This window comes from Flavobacterium phragmitis, assembly GCF_900112575.1.
Lineage (GTDB): Bacteria > Bacteroidota > Bacteroidia > Flavobacteriales > Flavobacteriaceae > Flavobacterium > Flavobacterium phragmitis.
Map to the genome: position 1 here is coordinate 147,038 of NZ_FOMH01000008.1, position 17,978 is coordinate 165,015.

A 17,978-nucleotide genomic window follows, 5' to 3' on the forward strand; every position below is an offset into this window, starting at 1 on the left:
GATTATGAAGAAGTTTTATTTATTTATTCTAGTTTTAGTTACACCTTACATTTATTCTCAAAATTTTACAGATACCAAAGGAGAATTACAGATTTCGTCTTCAGGAACAGCAGTTTACACACTGCCAATTGCTGTTCCTCCAAGTATTAAAAGCGTTGCTCCAATTATAAATCTTGTTTACAACAGTGGAGTGAGAGGAGGTATAGCTGGACAGGGCTGGAGTATAAACAGTATTTCAGCTATCAGTCGCATTGCAACTCGTCGTGATATTGATGGTTTTGTAGATGGAGTCGATTTTGATGATAACGATAAACTGGCTTTAGATGGCCAGCGTTTATTAATTAAGACCGGAACCTACTGGGCAAGCGGTTCTACTTATGAAACAGAGTATAAAAGCAACACAAAAATAGAACTTAAGATTGAAGGTGCGATAATGTATTTTATAGTTACAGCTCCAGATGGATCAAGAAGCTGGTATGGCTCCAAAGGGGCTGGCAGTCTGCAGAATTCTGTTTCTCTGAATTCTTGGCACATTGTGCACTATGAAGATGTTAATGAAAATTTTATAGATTATAATTATAAAACGGTAGCTTACAATAATACAAACCAGCTGTATATCGATACGATAACCTTTAGCGGGAATAATTCGACAGGAATTGCTGCACAGAATAAAATTGCATTCAATTATAGAAATGCGAAACGTATTGAAAGAGATTATCTAAAAGGACAGGCAGTTTATGCAACACAAATATTAGACAATATAAAAGTATATGCAAGCAATAGTCTTTTCAGAACATATCAATTGAAGCATTATGAAGATGTAAAATTAGGGTATGAAAGAGTAAAAAGTATTCAGGAAATAAATGCTCAAATGGAGGAATCAAATCCTGTGACATTTACTTATGCTTCTAGTCCTGCAAATGAAGAAAGAATTGAAAAAACCTATGTAAACAATCTTGCTTTTGATAAAGTTGATATAGCTGGTGATTTTGACGGTGATGGTAGATTAGACTTTGTAGCGGACAAAAAAATTTTCACAAACTTGTTTACAGGAAATACAGGCAACTCAGGGATAAATTTCCCCACAATTAGACCAACTCTAATATTTCCAGCAACGATAAAGCAAAATTACAAAATAAATCAATTTCACTCCATTATCGAGCCGGTTGCAAGCAATTCACAAATTCAGTTTATAGCCTATAATATTGTTGATAGTAATTTAAATTATACAGGTTTAACTTCCTCCACTGTCCAAACAATTACTTTTGATAACACTATTTTTATTGATCCTTCGTATAAGGATGAAGATGAAAATTATGTTCCTCCTGTAGCTCCTCCACAAGACTCTAGAAACAACGAATATTTATCTGGAGATTTTGATGGGGATGGGATTTCCGAAGTATTGATATTATCTAAAGATGAACGTTTAGTTTGGGAAGTATACATTAATTCGAGTGGTTATTCTGAGGGTGGCTATTGGAGGCTTTATTCTAATACTAATAGTGATTATAGGAGAGAGGCTAGATTGGCTTATCTCTCTACAGGTGCTTCAACGGTGCTACAGGGAGATTCCTATTATATCTGCGCAACTGGAAAACGATATGTTGCGGATTTGAATGGCGATGGAAAATCGGATATCATAAATATAAATCAGCACGGACAGTATTCTATTGTTGAAATAAATAAGTCGCCATCCGGTGCAATAGAAGTTAATAGAATTGGTTATGGAACTCTTTCTAATTATTCCCATACAAAGCAAATACTTTTTGGAGACTTTAATGGTGATGGTAAAACAGATATTATGCTGCCGACTTCAGAAGGAGGTGAAGGTCAAACCGAATGGAATATTTATTATGCAAATCCAAAACCGGCTGGTGGAGATTTTTTCTTTAAAGAAACATTAAATATTGTAGAATACAGGCCAGATACAGGTTCCGATTATAATACTCAAAGACATTGGAGTAATTATTATGCAATTGATATTAACGGAGATGGTAAATCAGATTTGGTAAGGGTTTGGCGCAAATATTTTAAGGCAAGCTGGACTATCAATAATCACGATACCCAGTGGAGAGTTACGGGATTTACAAATAATATTGGCAAAACAGACGCATCTGGTTTTCCATTAACTTATGATTCTGGAACATATGAATCTGGTTCCCCAGATATTCCCATTCCAATCGTATCCAATTATAAATACGATGGAGCTAACAGCGAATTGGTTGTAGTTCGAGGCCATTACAATAAAATTGAATATTACCAGTTCAATAAAAATCTTGATACAGACAACAGATTAGTAACAGTTACAGAATCTAATGGAAATATAAAACAGACTATAGAGTATAAGCCAATGCAGGCAGAAGGTGCAAGTTTAGGCAATGCGTCAACTGATTTTTATTCTTCAGAAAATGCCGTAACTTATCCTAATATAGAAATTATAAGAAATTCAGACAGTTATCTGGTTTCAAAACTTACTGCTACAATAAACGGAGTTTCTAAATACCAGGATTTTAGGTATAGAGGTTTTGTTTCTAATTTTGTTTATGGTACAGTTGGTTTCACCCATACCACAAGAAGCAGTTGGTATTTATCATCTTCAGATTCCAAGATTTGGACTACTCAGTATAATGATGCAAATTATCGTGGGGCAAACACCATTATTTGGAGCAGTACTGATGCAAACACCGTATTTAGTGATACGCCAAGCAATTTACTAAGTACCAAAACAAATATTTTTGATAGCTATACAAACCCAATATCAAAGGTGTATAACATTTTATTGCGCTCTCAAACTGCCATTGACCACTTAACAAATGTCAAGACCGAAACTACTTTTACATACGATGGAACAGTACAGAGCTCTAATTATTATGGTTTAGAAGCTCAAAGTATTACCAAGAATTTTAGCGGAGCAGCATTGCAGGGCACTATAACAGTAGATACACAATATGAAAACAATCCTTCTGGAACAGGCAGTTCCTATTATGTAGGAAGACCTAAAAAAGTCAATTCATCATCGACTATTTATACAGGAGACACTCGCACCTCAGAGGAAGTATATAGTTATAGTGGGGCAAACTTGACAAAAACAGAGAAAAAAGGAACCGGCACTTATGCCATAATCGAAGACATGACCTATGATGCCTTGGGCAATTTATTGACTAAAACTGTAAGTGCTCCAGGTGCACCAACACCGCCTGCATCAAGAACTATCACAGATGAGTATGACGCAACTAAACGTTTTGTGATCAAAAAAACAGATCATCAGGGTTTTGTGACCAATTTTGTTTACAATACACTTGGCCAGGTAACCCAGTCAACAGATTATTTGGGAGTTGTAAATAGTTATACTTATGATAATTGGGGAAAACTAATTACTACTGCAACACAAAATACAGCCTCGACATCACTGACCTCTTCAATTGTTTATGCAAAGCTGTCTAATGGCGGTTACACAACTACTACGACTAATAATACTGATGGAAAAACTATAACACAATATGATGTTTTAGGAAGGGCAGTTATAACCAGCACCAAAGGTTTTGCGGCAAATTCTATGGTTTCTAAACAAATTGTATATGATGGTTTGGGACGAAAAACTAAAGAAAGCCAGCCGTATTTTACTTCACCAAGTCAATGGACAGCCTATGAATACGATTATTTAATGCGTCCAGTAAAAGTAACTGCACATACCGGAAAAATACAAACTTTGTCTTATTCAGGATTAACCACAACCAGCAATGACGATGGCAAAATAACCACCATTACTGTGGATGCTTTAGGGAATAAAACGCAGACTACTGATCCGGGCGGCGCAATCAATTTTGTTTATTATGCAAACGGACAACTAAAAGAATCAGATTATCAGGGGAATAAAGTTACTATTTCTATAGACGGCTGGGGCAATAAAATTGCCATGACAGACCCAAGTTCGGGAACTTATACCTACTCATACGATGCTTTTGGACAAATAAAAACAGAAACAACACCAAATGGTACCACTTCCTATGAATATGATGCAGCAGGAAAAACAACTCAAAAAACCATTATAGGCACAAATACCAACAGCAAAACAACGTATGCTTATAATGCATTCAATTTAGTAACTAGCAGTTCGTTTGTCAACAATCTTGAAGGGAATGCCATTACCAATACCTTTGAATACGACGGCTATAAACGAATTAGCAAAACAACCGAAAGTACTCCTTATGCCGTTTTTACAAAAGAACTTGCTTATGATACTTACGGACGTGCCTTAACCGAAACCTCGACAGCTACTATTAGTGGAAAGTCGAGTTCAAAAAAAGTAAAACATACCTATACTAATGGTTATGCCTGGCAAATTCTTGACGATGCTACACAACAGGTACTGTGGCAAACTAATTCTTTAAACGAAAGAGGCCAGCTTACAGGTGCCAGTGTGGGTAATGGAGTTGCCATAAGCAATACCTACGATCAATACGGTTATGCTTCGCAGTTTAAGTTTGACAGGACGGTTACCAACCCAGGGAACGTTATGACCTTGACTACTACGTTTGAACCCAAAAGAGGAAATTTGACCAATAGAACCAACAATTTATTTAGCTGGAATGAAAGTTTTACCTACGATGGGCTGGACCGTTTGTTAACTTATAAAAATGCGCTTGGACAGCAACAAACACAAAGTTATGATGACAAAGGAAGAATTACCCAAAACAATGTAGGAACTTATGATTATACTGTAACAGGAAAAACTTATCAGAATAATTCTATTACATTAAGTCCAGATGCATTAAATTATTATAAAAATAGAGGAGGTGTATCAAGTACTGAAGAGATTTTTAGTGATGGTATGGAAGAAAAAACTGGGTGGGGGACAGAAAAATATCCAAATACCAATTTTCATACTTATTCGATTGGTGGGGCTCATGGAGGGCAGGTTTCATTAAAATTAGACAATAAGACAACAAGTAAATATTATGTGTATTCTGATAAATGGATTGATATTAATAATACAGTTGATACTCAATATATTTTATCAGCATGGATATTTACATATAGCGGGCAAAGCGAGATAGGGGTATATGCAAAAAATGAATGTGGAACTAATGATTATATTCAGCTTGATAATGTGGGTGGCGAATCTGAAATGAAGTGGTCAAAAATTAGCAAAACAATTTTAATCCCAGCTTATACAAAAAAAATAAAGATTCGTTTAGATAGCAACTATGGAACTGTATGGTTTGATGATGTTCAAATAAATAAAGCAAATTTAGATAGTCCTACTACTGATGTTTCAGAAGTTTTTAATGATGGAACTGAAAGCCAGACAGGATGGGGAACAGAAAAACATCCAAATACCAATTTTCATAGTTATTCGATTGGCGGTGCTCATGGAGGGCAGGTTTCATTAAAAATAGACAATAAAACTACAAGTAAATGTTATGTGTATTCAGATAAGTGGATTAATATCAATAACACAACAGATACAAAATATACTCTATCAGCATGGATATTTACATATAATGGGCAAGGCTCGATAGGACTATATACGAAAAATGAATGTGGAACTGGTGATTATATTCAGGTTGATAATGTGGGTGGCGAATCTGAAATGAAGTGGTCAAAAATTAGCAAAACAATTTTGGTTCCAGCTTCTACAAAAAGGTTGAAAGTTCGCTTAGACAGCAACTATGGAACTGTATGGTTTGATGATATTAAGGTAGATAGAACTGATCCACTCCCACCTACTGGAAATACACAAATGATTACCTATAATACCTTTAAAAGTCCTGTACAAATTGAAGAAACAGGAGTAGATAAAATAAGTTTTACTTATAACGATGGAAATGACAGAAGTTCGATGTTTTATGGAAGTCTGGATAATGAAAAACTGTTAAGACCTTACCGTAAGCATTATTCAGCAGACGGCAGTATGGAAATCAAACAGAACATAATCACTGGTGAAACTGAATTTCTAACCTATATTGGTGGTGATGGCTATAGTGCTCCAGTCGTTTTAAAAAGTAATGGAACGGCTCAGAATTATTTATATTTGCATAGAGATTATCAGGGAACTATTGTTGCCATCAGTGATCAAAATGGTGCTGTGGTAGAAAAACGACTTTTTGATGCTTGGGGAAGTATCATAAAAGTCGAAGATGGTTCCGGTAATGCATTGTCAGGTTTAACGGTTCTAGACCGTGGTTATACAGGGCATGAGCATTTACAGAGCATAGGGATTATTAATATGAACGGCCGTTTGTATGACCCGAAACTCCATCGATTCCTGCAGCCGGATAATTATGTACAGGAACCTTACAATACGCAGAATTACAATAAATATGCTTATGTTCTAAATAATCCGTTGAAATATACAGATCCTAGCGGAGAGGTTATAATCGGATTTGCTGGTGCTGTGATAATTGGTGCGACTATTGCCGCATTAACTTATACTATAACAGCATTAGTTGCCGATGTTCCGTTCACAGTGGGCGGTTTGGTCAAAGCAACTTTTGTTGGAGCAGCAAGTTCTGCGGTAACTTACGGTATTGGAAGTGCGGCAGGAAGTTTGTTTACCAATTTCTATTCTCAGGCTGCATTTCAGGCTGTGGCACACGGTACTTTTCAAGGTGGTATGACTGCCATTTCTGGCGGTAAATTTTGGAGTGGCTTTGCTGCTGGAGCTTTGAGTAGCATTGCATCAAGTGCATGGGGAGGAGGAATGAGTACAGAGACAGTCGATGGCGTTACAACAGAAACAATACACCAAGGATTAAGTGGAGCTACAGGTATGGTAAATGGCTTTGGTACAATTGCTTTTGGTACAGTTTCAGGTGGTGTTGGTGCACAACTTACAGGTGGTAATTTCTGGCAGGGAGCGGCGACAGGTCTTGTTGTTAGTGGGCTGAATCATGCAATGCATAAAATTCAGGGGAATCAGCTAGATAAAGAAGTTAATGAAACTTTTAAAGAAAATGCTGATAATAAGGCTCCAGTAACAGCAGAAGCTTTGGAAGAAGTTTTAAATTTGCCAGTATTAAGAAAGTGGGCTTCTAGATCGGGTAATCCTAAGACTTATTATAGTAAAGAAATGTATGCAAAAGACGGCCAATCTGAGGCATTAACTGAATTGAGTTTAGTCGATCATAAGAGTTCGACAATAACATATTATGCGGCTTCGTTTTCAAGTTATAGAAATTTAGCACAGACTGTTTTACATGAGTTGGGTCATGCGAGATTTAATTATTTAGGGTTTAGATGGGCAGTTGCTCAAAAATATGGAGATAGAACGGGATGGGCTGTTTCAGAATTTTATGCATACAAATTTGCTTATATGATAGGCAGAGTTCCATATGCATCTTATGTAAATTACGCAATTGGAGCGGCATATGTTCACGGTATGCCATCCTACAGTGAATTAGGTTTAATTAAAAAATAAAGTGACTCATGAATAATCAAATTTTTATTTGTTTAGTGTTTATTTGCTTAATTTCTTGTGAAAAAAAAGAGTTGTCAATAGAAAAAGGTGTAAAAATAGAAATACTTAATGACGAGATAAAGTGTATTGGAGATTCTTGCCTTGTTTTAAGAGCTAAACCAATTTATAAAGCAATGGAAAGAAACATTGCAAAAAATATCATTACTTATAAAATATCTAATAATACGAAAGGCAGATATTTATTTGTTTTAGATGAGGATTTTATAGATCCAATAAATCAATACGACATAAGAAGTTGTTCTTATTGTAAAAAAAGCAAGCTTTTTTATAATATTGAATCAAACGATAATGTTAGAGCTCTGTATTCTTTAGAAAGAGGAGATAATTTTATGTCAAATAACAAGATGAATCCGGAAATTTTTCGAATTGAAGAAACTAAATTTAAATTAAATGAGTTAAATTATTCTCAAGTTAATAATGATTTTGATTTTTTAAATTCAATTCGAAAGAATTCTTTTGTGCTTTATCCACAAGAAACTAAATATTTTCAAACCGTTGTTTATTTGCCCATTAAAGAGGCAAATAATTTCGATAACGCCTTTTCATATTTTAGATTTAATAGCAAAAAAAAATATACTTTTAATTTCATTTATATTTCAGATAGCACATTACTTAAAAAAAATCTACCAAAGCATAAACTTGAAGAATTGAAAGAAAACAATATAAAAGTTTTTCAAGGACAATTAATTTCAAACAAAGTTCCTGTAAGATTTATTTATTAGTAAAACGCTGGAGCTTTGAGTAGTATTGCAGCTAGTGCATGGAGTGGTGGAGGAGAAAACAGTAATTATCATGGAGCTGGCAGATTTGCTAGTTCAGGAGTAGGTATGATTGCATTTGGTACAGTTTCAGGTGGTGTTGGAGCACAACTTACAGGAGGAAATTTTTGGCAGGGCGCGGTTACAGGTCTTGTAGTCTCCGGGTTGAATCATTACATGCATAAAATGCAAGCTGAAAACCCAAATAGAACAAGAGCAAGAAGCATTGTTGATAAATATAAACACGGAGATGTAAATGAAATTGAACAATGGTTAGATGATCATCCATTTGTTACTAAAGACGGAATTGTTTCATTTAAAGGAATTGATGGGTTAAGTGTAGATACAAATCCATCTAATGGAAATCCTGATTATATGAATAATGCATATGAAAAAGCTTCTCAGTGGGGAATAAAAAAAATGGCAGTAGGCGTATTAAAACTATTAATTAAAGGAGGAGGAAGTCTGTTAAGTGATGGAGGTTTAGCCAAGGTGCCTCAAAGAAATAATGGTATGATAACATTAGATGTTTCTAACGCGCAAAGTGCCTTGATAGATTATGTTTTTAGGCCACAAGGTCCGACGCAAAACCCTGCAATGATTAATGGCTTTAGCTCTTATTCTGGGCTTAGCAGATTTGATCTATATTATAAGGTTAAATAATTATTTAAGAACTCTTTGACTAAATATACTCGCAATGAAAAGTTTTCAGTTCATTTTGATAACAATTACATTTATGTTTATTTCATATTTAGATTTATGTAATAAATTAAATGGGTTTTTATTAATAATAAGTTATTTACTTTTTATTTATTATTGTTCAGTTAGGTATTTTGAAACAAACTATTTCGAAAGTTTTAGATTTAATTTGAAATTATTCTACTATTTATTATTTGTAATATGTTTTTACATTTTTTATTTTTTGTCTATATCTTTTGTATTGGAAAATTATGAAGTGTTACAGTATGATAGATTATATAAATTTGATATTGTTAAAGCTTTATTAGTATTTCCTGTTTTAGAAGAAATATTTTTTAGAAAATATTTATTAGTTAGTTTGCAAAAAATTAATTCTAATTTTAGTTCAATTCTTTTTTTGTCGTTTGGATTTACTATGACACACTGTTTTACAAATTCATCTCTTTTATATGTGTTTCTGATGAGTGTTTTTTTTTCTTGGATATATTTAAAAACAAGAAATATTTATCTCACTATTTTTCTACACTCTTTCAATAATTTTTTATCGATTACTACTTTAATTAACTTTTTAACTCAAATCAAATTGGAACTATTGTTTGTGGTAATATTTGTATTAATTGTATTGATATTTGTATCCATTGTTAACATAAAAAAGGATAAAATAAATGAGTTCTATGAAAGAAAATAAGAGGCAAAAAAACTGGATTAAAATATTTTTTGAAAATTTACTTGCTTTCTTTTTGGAGCAATAAAATTACTAATATATGTCTGTCAGGAGGAGCTGGTGCAGCGTTTACAGGTGGTAATTTCTGGCAGGGAGCTGTTACAGGCTTGGTAGTTTCTGGGTTGAATCACGCTATGCATATGATGGATGATAATGGATACGACCAGAATGGTAAACAAATTAATAATAAAGGAGGAGATACTACTGATTATCTTTATGATGAAAAAGGTAACATTATAGAATCCACAAATGTTAAATTTATTGGAGCAATCTCTCAAGGAAAATTTAGAGACCTTGGTGGTTTTAGAGGATATGGTTTTAAAGGATTTTCTATGGCAACAGGCTCGATAGTTGAAGATAATACCATTTTTGAATTGTATGCTGGGGGTAAAGTTCTTGAAGGAGTTTCTGCAAGTTTTAAGTTTCTGAGAGCAAGCGGAGGAAGAATTAATGGATTTTCAATTTCTAAGGGTTCTGGATATGGCTCAAAAGCAAGGTTTGATGTTCATAAATTAGTTAATCCTTCAAAAAGATCTAATTCTTTTTCAGAATGGGTTAAAGGTAAAGTTTTACCACATTACCATAGAGGAGCAGGGAATAATCTTCACAGACATCGACCTTGGGAGAAAGGGTGGAATGATAAAAGTTTTTGGGATAGATTTTGAATTTATTTTATAATGGAAAAAAAAGTTTTTTTTAGTAATTATATTCCAGCATTGGAACAAGCTTTGAATTATGAGCAAAAGTTTGATTTTGAGGTTGTTGGTCCCGATATGTTTATAAGTGATATTGTTGTTAGAAATAGTTTGGACGAATTTGAAAACGAAAATTATTTTGAATTTAAAAAACTTTTTAACTTAGTTTCAAATTATTTTGATGCAAGAACTCACAATTTTCAAAATGTGGATGGTAAAAATATTGCTATTATAAAAGAGGAAATTTTAGAAGAGATAGAAAAAATTAAAAAGATTTATTTTTAAGACAAAACAACAATTTTCCAAATATATAAAGAAGAATTCCAGTAATGTATCAAATGTGTTGGTGGTACTATTTTAAAAGAAATAGCTCTTAATTATCAGTATTTTAAACAATTGTTACAATAGGAATTAAGATAAACTAAAGATGTTTTGTAATTATATAATTTCTTAAATGAGATAAAATGGCTTTGAGTATTAGTTCGTGTTGCAGATGTGTTGGTGAAATTATGTGTATGATAAAATATTACAGGATGAAGCAGGAACTGCACTTGCCGGATTAACCGTGTTAGACCGTGGTTATACGGGGCACACCCCGCTCTCCGAAAAGTTCCTTAAGAAAAGCTGCGCAAATGTCTCTGACTTTGCGCAATTTTTTGGTAGTTATTAGAATTTGATACCTCACAAAAGTCTCCGACTTTTTCCGTTCATACCTTGTTAGAATTTTTGTATTAGGAATTTTTTGTTTGAAAGTCAGAGACTTTAAGAACGTGTATGTTTTTAAGTACATTTGTTTGAAAGGCGCAAAGTCGGATTGTTATAAATCTAATTTTTCAAGACTTTGTTATTTGACAAGAAATATTTCTACTTTAGTTAAATAGAAAAACGTAAAGAATAAAACCATGTTAAATCAGCATAAAGAAGTAATTAGGAAGGCATATAACGCTTTTAATGAGCGAAATATAGATCATTGTTTGTCTACCATGCAGGAAGATGTTCAATGGTCAAAAGCTTGGGAAGGTGGTTATATTAGCGGACACGAAGAAATCAGGCAATATTGGACCAGACAATGGGCGGAAATTAATCCGAAAGTAGAACCTGTTGGTTTTGTAGAAAGAGACAACGGAAGTCTGGAAGTTCTGGTGCAACAAAACGTAAAAGACCTTCAAGGCAATTTAATCTTTGATGGATTGGTAAAACATGTTTATACCTTTGAAGACGGTTTAATCAAAACTATGGATATTGAATTAGTGGAGAATTGATTGCGAGAAAAATTTTATATCTGAATAATTCTAATCCACAATACTAGATGAAGACATAATCTGTAAATCAGCAAATTTCCACGAATTATCAAAAGAGGTTTTAATTTTCAAAGCCTCTTTTTCTTTTTTCTGTAGTGTTAAAGCATTATAAAGCCCGATTAAGGCAAAGCCGTTTTTGGGTAAAGTTTTTAAATCTTGTCTGTATATTTTTTCAGCTTCGGCATATTTTCCAGCTTTTAATAAAACAGCTCCTAGATAATGTCTAACAGAGAAAAACCAATCAGGTGGCTCGTTGTAGTTTAAATGATCTTCAATCGCTACAGCTTTATATAAAAATGAAATAGATTGGTCTAAATTATTCTTTTTCGCTTCAATTGCTCCAGAAAGTACATTAGACGCAATCTCAACAAGGTCGTAAGTTGTATTGATATTCCAAATAGTAATCTCTTTTAAAGTTTTGTCTTTCGCTAAAGTGTGGAGCTCATTGAGTTGTTTTTCGGCATTAACAACATCATTTTTTCCCAGAAAAGCCATTCCTTTTGCATAATGCCAAATTGCTTTTGGATAAACAATGTCGTTTTTAGGTTCTGGAAGTCCCATAATCTTGTCCCACATGGAGAATTTTACTCCTATATAATATGGAATACTGTAATAATGCTGTAAAGTACCCCAGCCATCCTCACGCATGATTTTTGGCGAAATATGTTCCTGCAGCTTCAATGCCGATTCCCAAGCCAATTTTGAATTTCCTTCTAAAGCCGCAGTCGCTGTTAAAAAATGATAATTATGTGGATAATAGGCGAGAGGATAAGCGCCCTGCGCATGGCAGGCGGTTGTATAAAGACTGTCAATTCTAACGGCTTCAATATTAGAAAGCGTTCCCTCATGATAATCTCCTGTACGAATGTAAATATGAGAAGGCATATGTATCAAATGCCCAGATCCGGGAACCAATGTCTCCAATAATTTGGCACTTTGCATCGCTTTTTCAGGATGGGCAGAAGCTTCCAAAGCATGCACTAAAAAATGATGTGCTCCGGGATGTTTGGGATTCTTTTGGATTAGTTCGTTTAAAACGCGTAGGATTTCTGGAGTCCATTTTTTAGGGATTTCCGTATCTTTTTCATACAAATCCCAAGGATGTAGATTCATTAAAGATTCGGCATAGAGCGCTCCGATATCAGGATAAGAAGGAAATTTTGCATAAACTTTTTTCATGGCTTCCGCGTAAGCGATATCCAAAGGTTTTCTGTCCACTGGAGGTTTTGTAGCATATCGAGTAGCCAGTGCATTTATTAAGGCTATCTCTTGAGGCATACATTTTGCAGAAAGTTTTTTGGCTTTCTGCACAGCATCATAAGCTCTTTGAAAATTATCTTCTTCCATTCCGCCGTTATAATTTGGGCCTAAAACATACGCAAAACCCCAATAGGCCATAGCACAATTCGGATCGATTCGTGTGGCTTCATAAAAAGACCTTGCGGCCTCGGCATGATTAAATCCATACGCCAGCATTAATCCCTGATTGAAGTATTGCTGAGCTTCCGGATTATTGGTGGAAATTTTAAAAGTCACACCCTCTAAACCTTTAAATTTGGGTGCTTTTTTGTTCTGTGTATACCAATCTTTATCATTGGTTTGGGGCACAAAACAGCTTTTTACGGCATTTACTTTATCAACTGATTTGGGTTCAGTGTTTTTATCTTTACAACAAGTCAAAAGAAGAAAAACAGCCATTAGGGAGTAATTATATTTCATTGCAAAAAGGATTTGAAATTATATAATCAGTATAAAAGCCTTGAAGAACAAAATGGAGGTGTATAGCCTAAGATTTTGGATAGGAGTATATTAAAAACAAAATTAAGTAAAAAAAGAATATATTTTGTAAATAATTACTTTTCAGTATTATACGTTTTTTGTGAGATTTTAAGTTTCACGCAGATTTTGCAGATTTAAGCAGATTATATTAGAGAAAATCTGCTGAATCTGCCTAAATCTTTTTTAAATCTGCGTGAAAAAAAGAATAAAAAAAACAAGGTCTATACGGAAAAGTATAGACCTTATAAATATATTATAAAAACAAATTCTTAGTTTGTCCCAGCAGCCACTTTGTCTACCAAAAACAATAATTCACCCGAAACGGGTTTAATCAATTGCATTGGATACAAAGTCGGATTGTATTCGCCAGTTGTAACCTCTTTTAAAGCGTGGATTTTCTTTTCACCAAAAGCCACCACAACAATTTTTTCAGCTTTGTTGATTAACGGAGCAGTAAGCGTGATGCGATACATTTTTTGCGGAGCTAAATAATAAGCATCAACCCATTTGGTCTGTTCTTGCAAAACTGCTTCGCCTGGGAAAAGAGAAGCCGTGTGTCCGTCGTCTCCCATTCCTAAAAGGATCAAGTCAAATTTTCCTTCTTCGCCTAAAACAGTTCTGATAGACTTTTCATATTCAACAGCATAATCCTCAGGAGTTACGCCATCTTTGTACATTTCAAAAATGTTTTCTTGCGGAATAGGCACGTGACTCAATAAAGTGGAATAAGACATTTTAGCATTACTCAAATCATCATTTAGCGGTACCCATCTTTCGTCCCCCCAAAAGATAAAAACCTTGCTCCAGTCAATTTTATTTTTGTAAGCATCAGAAGCTAATAATTTATAGATTCCTGCTGGAGAAGAACCTCCTGTAAGAACAGCCGTGAAATTGCCTTTTGTAGCAATTGCTTTCTGAGCCGATTCTACAAAAAGGTCTGCAGCTGTAGTATTAATTTCTTCTGTGTTATTATAAATCTGTATCATTTAAACTTCTTCTTTTGTTTGTGTATTCGGAATCCATTTGTGGCCTTGACGCGCCAACAATTCGTCAGCTTCTTCTGGTCCCCAGCTTCCTGCTTTGTAATTAGGGAAATTTTTTGGAGCAGTTGTTTTCCAAACTTGCTGAATCGTATCAATTGCGTCCCAAGCTTCTTCCACCTGATCCCAACGCATAAATAGAGTAGGATCTCCTAATAATGCATCTGCAATCAACGTTTCGTATGCTTCTGGTGACATGGTTGAACAAGCAAAATAATCAAAGACCATTTCAGCAGGTCTTAAAGACATTGATAAACCTGGTTTTTTGGTCATAAATTGCAGTTTAATGTCCATTGAAGGCTGAATATTGATAATCAATCGGTTTGGGGTCATGCCTTCTTTTCCATAAGAAAATGAAGAATGCGGAACTGGTTTAAACTGTATAATAATTGAAGATTGTTTTTCTTCCATTCTTTTTCCAGAACGCAAGTAGAACGGAATTCCCTGCCATCTCCAGTTGTCCAGATAGATTTTCATCGCTACATAAGTTTCTGTATTAGAATCTGGTGCAATGCCTTTATCCTGACGATAACCTGGAACTGGAACTCCTTTTATTTCTCCAGCGTCATACTGACCTCTTACAATATAATGATCAACTTCTTCTGGTTTAATACGACGAATCGATTTTAAAACATCTGCTTTACGATTACGAATATCATCAGCATTTAAAGAAGCAGGCGCTTCCATTGCCGTCATACATAAAATCTGAAACAAATGGTTCTGAATCATATCTTTTAAAGCACCAACACCTTCGTAGAAGCCGCCACGTTCTTCAACGCCGACTTCTTCTGCTACAGTAATCTGGACAAAATCAATAAAATTACGGCTCCATAAAGGCTCAAACATGGAGTTTCCAAAACGGAAAGCCAAAATATTCTGAACCGTTTCTTTTCCTAAATAGTGATCGATTCTGTAAGTCTGCTCTTCTTTGAAAGTCTGCGAAAGCATTTCATTCAATTCAATTGCAGAAGCTTTATCGTAACCAAAAGGTTTTTCAATAATAATGCGATCTTGTTTTGGATTTGCCGCTAGACCAATTTTCTTGATATTGCTCGAAATTGTCGAAATAAAAGAAGGCGTAATCGAAAGATAGAAAAGACGATTAGCACGTTCGCCAAAAGCCAGATCAAAATTGTTGATTTTCTCGTTTAATCCGATGTATGATTCTTCCTTGTCAATGTCAAGACTGTGGTAGGTAATGTGTGAAAGAAATTTTTCGGTTTCTGGATCATCAATTCCTTTTTTTCTTGAAAAAAGACTTAGATTTTCTGCTACGTAAGCGCGAAAATCTTCATTGGTTTTTTCTGCTCTTCCAAGAGCAATAATCTGAAACTTTTCAGACATACGTCCGTCAAGATACAGATTTTGAAAAGCAGGAAAGAGCTTTCTCTTTGCCAAGTCTCCGGTTCCTCCAAAAATAACAATGATTGTTGGATTCTTTAGTTTATTTTTAGTCATTGTGCGGTTTAGTTGTGTTGCTTATGTTGTTATTCAGCCCATTGTGTATGGAAAACGCCTTCTTTGTCGATACGTTCGTAAGTATGCGCACCAAAGAAATCACGTTGAGCCTGAATTAAGTTTGTTGGTAAATTAGCAGATCGGTAAGCATCAAAATAAGAAAGTGAATTCATTAATCCTGAAACCGGTAATCCTTTTTGAACTGCAAACTGAATAACAGCACGCATTCCTGCTTGGTTTTGGGTTAATTTTGAAGCGATTCCGCCATCCAAAAGTAAGTTTGGCAAATCTGATTTTGCTACGTATGCTTTTCTGAAATCTTCTAAGATTGTTGCACGAATGATACAGCCACCTCGCCATATTTTAGCAACAGTTTCTAGATTTAATCCGTAGTTGTATTCTTTAGAAGCTGTGTGAAGCTGTGCCAATCCTTGTGCATAAGTAACCACAATAGAAAAGTATAAAGCTGATTTTAAAGCTATAATTGCTTCGCTTGTATTCACATCACTTGGATTAGAGTTCCAAACTAGTTTTTCAGCTGCTTCAATTCTTTCTGGTTTGGTTTTAGACATATCGCGCATGTTAACCGCCGCGTCGATAGTTGGAACTGGAACTTGTAAATCCATTGCGTTTTGAGAAGTCCATTTTCCTGTTCCTTTTGATCTTGCCCAATCCGAAATTTTATTAATTAGAAGGCTTCCGTCTTCGTCTTGTTGTTTCAGGATTTTTCCGGTGATTTCTATTAAATAAGATCTTAAATCATCCGTTTGGTTCCATTCTTCAAAAGTTTTTTGAATCGTTGCGTCATCTAGATTATAACCTCTTTTCATTAAGTCATAAATCTCAGAAATTAACTGCATGATTCCGTATTCGATTCCGTTGTGAACCATTTTTACATAGTTACCGGCAGAACCATTTCCAAGATATTCTACGCAAGGCTCGCCTTCAACTTTTGCAGCGATTGCTTCAAAAATTGGACGCAATCTTTCATATGCTTTTTGATCACCTCCCGGCATCATGGCAGGACCAAAACGAGCTCCTTTTTCACCGCCTGAAATTCCCATTCCAAAGAAATGGATTCCTTTTTCAGACAATTCCAAGAATCTTCTGTCTGTATCTGTAAAATAAGTGTTTCCACCGTCGATTATAATGTCTCCTTTGTCTAAGTGAGGCAATAAACTAGCAATAGCACTGTCAACTGGTTTACCTGCAGGAACCAATAACATAATTGCTCTTGGTTGTTGAATAAGCTCCACAAAATGTTTTACATCTGTAGTGGCTTCAATAGTGTGGTTGGCATCGGCTTCTTGTTGAAGAGAGTTGACTTTTTCTGTGTCTAAGTCTAAACCTGCAGCCGCAAAGTCATGGCTGGCGATATTTAAAAGTAAGTTACGGCCCATTACGCCGAGTCCTACAATTCCAAAATCAAATTTGCTCATAGTTTTCAATTAACTAAATTATTAGAAGAAATGTTTTAGCAGCAAAAAAGTAAGAGAAAGTATGGTAATTCTTTTTCATTCAATGTTTTGCAGCAAAACAAAGTTTATTTTAATCTTACATTTCAAAATGTAGAGTGCTAAGTTAGAGAAAAATGCTGAAAAATGAGGGGTAAAATCGTTCACTTTTGGTCTTTATTGTGATACTTTTATAGGTGTTAAAAACACACTTATAAGGCTGTTTTTTGAACTATATCGTTGTAATTAAAAAATGGTATACTAATTTTTTAAACACATAGAGACATAGTTTTTTGGAACGCTTAAAAAGGCATTTCATTTTTCAATAAATAACATAGCTATATGTGTTTATCCCAATTGCCTTAAACTTTGACAAAGTTTTATAACGCCATATATTTTTCTCGCAGATTCAGCTGATAAAGCAGATTTTTGATCTGTAGAATCTGCAAAATCTGTGGGAGATTAATTTTAAAAGTAGGATATGAATTTTTCTAAAGAATTAGAAGCTTGCTTAAAAAAAAATTTGAAGGCATTTTATTTGTTTAAATAAAGATAGGTTTATTATGTTAAACTTTGTCAAAGTTGGCCTC

The 17,978-nt window shown here is 34.5% G+C and carries 11 protein-coding genes; 7 read left to right on the forward strand and 4 right to left on the reverse strand.

Features of this window, described 5'->3' with window-relative positions; all coding sequences use genetic code 11:
- Positions 1 to 4 precede the first annotated feature (4 nt).
- From BM289_RS15435 to BM289_RS15465, 7 genes are all read left to right on the forward strand, one after another.
- Entirely contained in the window at positions 5 to 7,420 is a 7,416-nt protein-coding gene (locus BM289_RS15435; protein ID WP_091495125.1) for an RHS repeat-associated core domain-containing protein, read from the forward strand.
- An 8-nt stretch (positions 7,421 to 7,428) separates the two neighbouring features.
- Positions 7,429 to 8,202 (forward strand): hypothetical protein, encoded by a 774-nt coding sequence (locus tag BM289_RS15440; RefSeq protein WP_091495127.1) that lies wholly within the window; start codon positions 7,429 to 7,431, stop codon positions 8,200 to 8,202.
- 15 nt (positions 8,203 to 8,217) lie between these two features.
- Positions 8,218 to 8,901 carry a hypothetical protein gene (locus tag BM289_RS15445; RefSeq protein WP_091495129.1) on the forward strand — a complete coding sequence of 228 codons (684 nt, stop codon included), beginning with the start codon at positions 8,218 to 8,220 and terminating at the stop codon, positions 8,899 to 8,901.
- A gap of 73 nt (positions 8,902 to 8,974) precedes the next feature.
- Positions 8,975 to 9,625, forward strand: a complete 651-nt coding sequence (locus tag BM289_RS25865; RefSeq protein WP_394332982.1) for a CPBP family intramembrane glutamic endopeptidase — start codon at positions 8,975 to 8,977, stop codon at positions 9,623 to 9,625.
- Between the two features lie 29 nt (positions 9,626 to 9,654).
- The gene (locus BM289_RS15455) at positions 9,655 to 10,326 is read left to right on the forward strand and encodes a hypothetical protein (RefSeq protein ID WP_143102089.1); all 672 of its coding nucleotides are present in this window, start codon (positions 9,655 to 9,657) and stop codon (positions 10,324 to 10,326) included.
- Between the two features lie 12 nt (positions 10,327 to 10,338).
- Entirely contained in the window at positions 10,339 to 10,641 is a 303-nt protein-coding gene (locus BM289_RS15460; protein ID WP_091495135.1) for a hypothetical protein, read from the forward strand.
- A 617-nt stretch (positions 10,642 to 11,258) separates the two neighbouring features.
- Positions 11,259 to 11,618 carry a nuclear transport factor 2 family protein gene (locus BM289_RS15465; RefSeq protein WP_091495137.1) on the forward strand — a complete coding sequence of 120 codons (360 nt, stop codon included), beginning with the start codon at positions 11,259 to 11,261 and terminating at the stop codon, positions 11,616 to 11,618.
- Between the two features lie 30 nt (positions 11,619 to 11,648).
- Here BM289_RS15465 and BM289_RS15470 read toward each other — a convergent pair whose 3' ends face one another.
- From BM289_RS15470 to gndA, 4 genes are all read right to left on the reverse strand, one after another.
- The gene (locus tag BM289_RS15470; RefSeq protein WP_091495139.1) at positions 11,649 to 13,376 is read right to left on the reverse strand and encodes a tetratricopeptide repeat protein; all 1,728 of its coding nucleotides are present in this window, start codon (positions 13,374 to 13,376) and stop codon (positions 11,649 to 11,651) included.
- 329 nt (positions 13,377 to 13,705) lie between these two features.
- A complete protein-coding gene (gene pgl, locus BM289_RS15475) occupies positions 13,706 to 14,422 on the reverse strand; it encodes a 6-phosphogluconolactonase (RefSeq protein WP_091495141.1) in 717 nt (238 codons plus the stop codon).
- On the reverse strand, positions 14,423 to 15,934 hold the full coding sequence (gene zwf, locus BM289_RS15480; protein ID WP_091495143.1) for a glucose-6-phosphate dehydrogenase: 1,512 nt from the start codon (positions 15,932 to 15,934) through the stop codon (positions 14,423 to 14,425). It abuts the gene before it with no gap.
- Positions 15,935 to 15,963: 29 nt separating this feature from the next.
- Positions 15,964 to 17,373: an NADP-dependent phosphogluconate dehydrogenase gene (gene gndA, locus BM289_RS15485; protein WP_091495145.1), complete on the reverse strand. Its 1,410-nt coding sequence runs from the start codon at positions 17,371 to 17,373 to the stop codon at positions 15,964 to 15,966.
- Between the last annotated feature and the right edge of the window lie 605 nt (positions 17,374 to 17,978).

What these genes read in the sequence shown, in the direction of transcription:
- zwf (WP_091495143.1), bottom strand. Translation starts at nt 15,934, where the DNA reads ATGACTAAAAATAAACTAAAGAATCCAACAATCATTGTTATTTTTGGA.
- BM289_RS25865 (WP_394332982.1), top strand. Translation starts at nt 8,975, where the DNA reads ATGTTTATTTCATATTTAGATTTATGTAATAAATTAAATGGGTTTTTA.
- BM289_RS15440 (WP_091495127.1), top strand. Translation starts at nt 7,429, where the DNA reads ATGAATAATCAAATTTTTATTTGTTTAGTGTTTATTTGCTTAATTTCT.
- BM289_RS15435 (WP_091495125.1), top strand. Translation starts at nt 5, where the DNA reads ATGAAGAAGTTTTATTTATTTATTCTAGTTTTAGTTACACCTTACATT.
- pgl (WP_091495141.1), bottom strand. Translation starts at nt 14,422, where the DNA reads ATGATACAGATTTATAATAACACAGAAGAAATTAATACTACAGCTGCA.
- BM289_RS15460 (WP_091495135.1), top strand. Translation starts at nt 10,339, where the DNA reads ATGGAAAAAAAAGTTTTTTTTAGTAATTATATTCCAGCATTGGAACAA.
- BM289_RS15470 (WP_091495139.1), bottom strand. Translation starts at nt 13,376, where the DNA reads ATGAAATATAATTACTCCCTAATGGCTGTTTTTCTTCTTTTGACTTGT.
- gndA (WP_091495145.1), bottom strand. Translation starts at nt 17,373, where the DNA reads ATGAGCAAATTTGATTTTGGAATTGTAGGACTCGGCGTAATGGGCCGT.
- BM289_RS15465 (WP_091495137.1), top strand. Translation starts at nt 11,259, where the DNA reads ATGTTAAATCAGCATAAAGAAGTAATTAGGAAGGCATATAACGCTTTT.